The sequence below is a fragment of the Streptomyces sp. NPDC055749 genome, assembly GCF_053617235.1.
Genome location: NZ_JBSHFH010000121.1, coordinates 1 through 2,655, shown reverse-complemented (window position 1 = coordinate 2,655; position 2,655 = coordinate 1). Strand labels below are relative to the sequence as shown.

At 52.9% G+C, this 2,655-nt stretch carries 1 tRNA gene and 2 rRNA genes; all 3 read right to left on the bottom strand.

Annotated features, from left to right (window positions below):
* Positions 1–125 precede the first annotated feature (125 nt).
* Positions 126–202 (bottom strand) — tRNA-Met (locus ACWGO0_RS37305).
* A gap of 101 nt (positions 203–303) precedes the next feature.
* Positions 304–418 (bottom strand): 5S ribosomal RNA (gene rrf / locus ACWGO0_RS37300).
* A 396-nt stretch (positions 419–814) separates the two neighbouring features.
* A 23S ribosomal RNA gene (locus ACWGO0_RS37295) occupies positions 815–2,655 on the bottom strand; the annotation flags it as partial.

The following is a 2,655-nucleotide window of genomic DNA, read 5'->3' as shown; positions in this document are numbered from 1 at the left end:
GTTCATGGAAGTAAATTGTGGGATTGGCTTTGTGATCAGCGGCCTAGTTTCTCCCTCACGGCCCAATTTCATAAGTCCCGAAACAAAAAACTCCCGTAGCGTTTGCTGCGGGAGTTTTTGCTATTTGGTTGCGGGGGCAGGATTTGAACCTGCGGCCTTCAGGTTATGAGCCTGACGAGCTACCGGGCTGCTCCACCCCGCGTTGACTGGTTTTATTATAGCATAAAGGCCGCATTTGCGGCCTTTTGATTTGGGCTTTTTTGCCCTTTAGTGATTGAGAAGATTTTGAGTTGCGTTTTGCAGACCTGGCAGCGACCTACTCTCCCGCGTCTTGAGACGAAGTACCATTGGCGCTGGGGCGTTTCACGGCCGTGTTCGGAATGGGAACGGGTGCAGCCGCCCCGCGATAACCACCAGGTCGGCAAAACGCAACATATGATCCATGCGTTTCGCATGGATCATATGATTGCTTGTTGATTGGTGTACCTTATCCTGTTCGCTTGCCGCTCACAGGGGACACCAATTGGCCATACGGTCACCTCGCATATGAGGCAACGTCTGATCCAAGCGATCACAGACCATGTTTTCACATGGAAACTGTTGTTTTCGAGAAGCTGGAGAGCCAAAGCTCTATTTAATTTACACGTCTTTCTGTGACCGATCCGCATTCCACCTTTGCTCGAGACCGAGCGAGGCAGCCATACAGGACGCCAGTCCGTCGCGCCTTATGGCGCGCGCCGTCCGCAGGGCCTTTGGCCCGTGAGGACAGAAGATGATGTCATCGAACTTTGTTCGATGAACATATTCAATGGGAACGAAGAAGTCGATCGAGCTATTAGTAACGGTAAGCTTCACACATTGCTGTGCTTCCACACCCGTCCTATCAACGTGGTCGTCTTCCACGGCTCTGATAGGGAACACTCGTTTTCAGGTTGGTTTCCCGCTTAGATGCCTTCAGCGGTTATCCATTCCGTATATAGCTACTCTGCTATGCCCTTGGCAGGACAACAGATCCACCAGAGATACGTCCATCCCGGTCCTCTCGTACTAGGGACAGATCCTGTCAATATTCCTACACCCACGGCAGATAGGGACCGAACTGTCTCACGACGTTCTGAACCCAACTCACGTACCGCTTTAAATGGCGAACAGCCATACCCTTGGGACCTGCTCCAGCCCCAGGATGCGATGAGTCGACATCGAGGTGCCAAACAACCCCGTCGATATGGACTCTTGGGGGTCATCAGCCTGTTATCCCCGGCGTACCTTTTATCCGTTGAGCGATGGCCCTTCCACACGGGACCACCGGATCACTATGACCGACTTTCGTCTCTGCTCGACTTGTCAGTCTCGCAGTCAGGCTAGCTTATGCCATTGCACTCGACGACCGATTTCCGACCGGTCTGAGCTAACCATCGCGCGCCTCCGTTACTCTTTCGGAGGCGACCGCCCCAGTCAAACTACCCACCATACACTGTCCCGGATCCGGATAACGGACCGCGGTTAGACATCCACGAAGATAAGGGTGGTATTTCAAGGATGGCTCCACAGAAACTGGCGTCCCTGCTTCAAAGCCTACCACCTATCCTACACATGCCTTGGCGAATGCCAGTGTAAAGCTATAGTAAAGGTGCACGGGGTCTTTCCGTCTGACCGCAGGAACCCCGCATCTTCACGGGGAATTCAATTTCACTGAGTCTATGTTGGAGACAGCGGGGAAGTCGTTACGCCATTCGTGCAGGTCGGAACTTACCCGACAAGGAATTTCGCTACCTTAGGACCGTTATAGTTACGGCCGCCGTTTACTGGGGCTTCAGTTCAGAGCTTGCACCCCTCCCTTTAACCTTCCAGCACCGGGCAGGCGTCAGACCCTATACGTCGTATTGCTACTTCGCAGAGCCCTGTGTTTTTGATAAACAGTCGCTACCCCCTGGTCTGTGCCACCCCATCATACTTGCGTACAAAAGGGTCACGCTTCTTCCGAAGTTACGCGTGCAATTTGCCGAGTTCCTTCAACATAGTTCTCTCAAGCGCCTTGGTATACTCTACCTGACCACCTGTGTCGGTTTCGGGTACGGTCTATACGGTGGAGCTATTTCCTGGAACCTCTTCGCCGCCCAACCAATCCAGTAAGGTTGAACAACACACGAGATCCGTCACTACCACCAGGCCCACGAATATTAACGTGGTTCCCATCGACTACGCGTGTCCGCCTCGTCTTAGGGGCCGGCTAACCCTGCTCAGATTAACTTTAAGCAGGAACCCTTGGTCTTTCGGCGAGGGAGTCTCTCACTCCCTTTATCGTTACTCATGTCAACATTCGCACTTCCGATATCTCCAGCAGCCCTCACGGGTCCGCCTTCACAGACTTACGGAACGCTCCGCTACCACTTGCGATTACTCGCAAATCCTCAGCTTCGGTGCATGGCTTTAGCCCCGTTACATTTTCGGCGCAAAGACCCTTATTTAGACCAGTGAGCTGTTACGCTTTCTTTAAATGATGGCTGCTTCTAAGCCAACATCCTGGTTGTTTTGGGATCCTCACATCCTTTCCCACTTAGCCATGACTTGGGGACCTTAGCTGGAGGTCAGGGTTGTTGCCCTTTTCACGACGGACGTTAGCACCCGCCGTGTGTCTGCCGACTAGTACTCCTC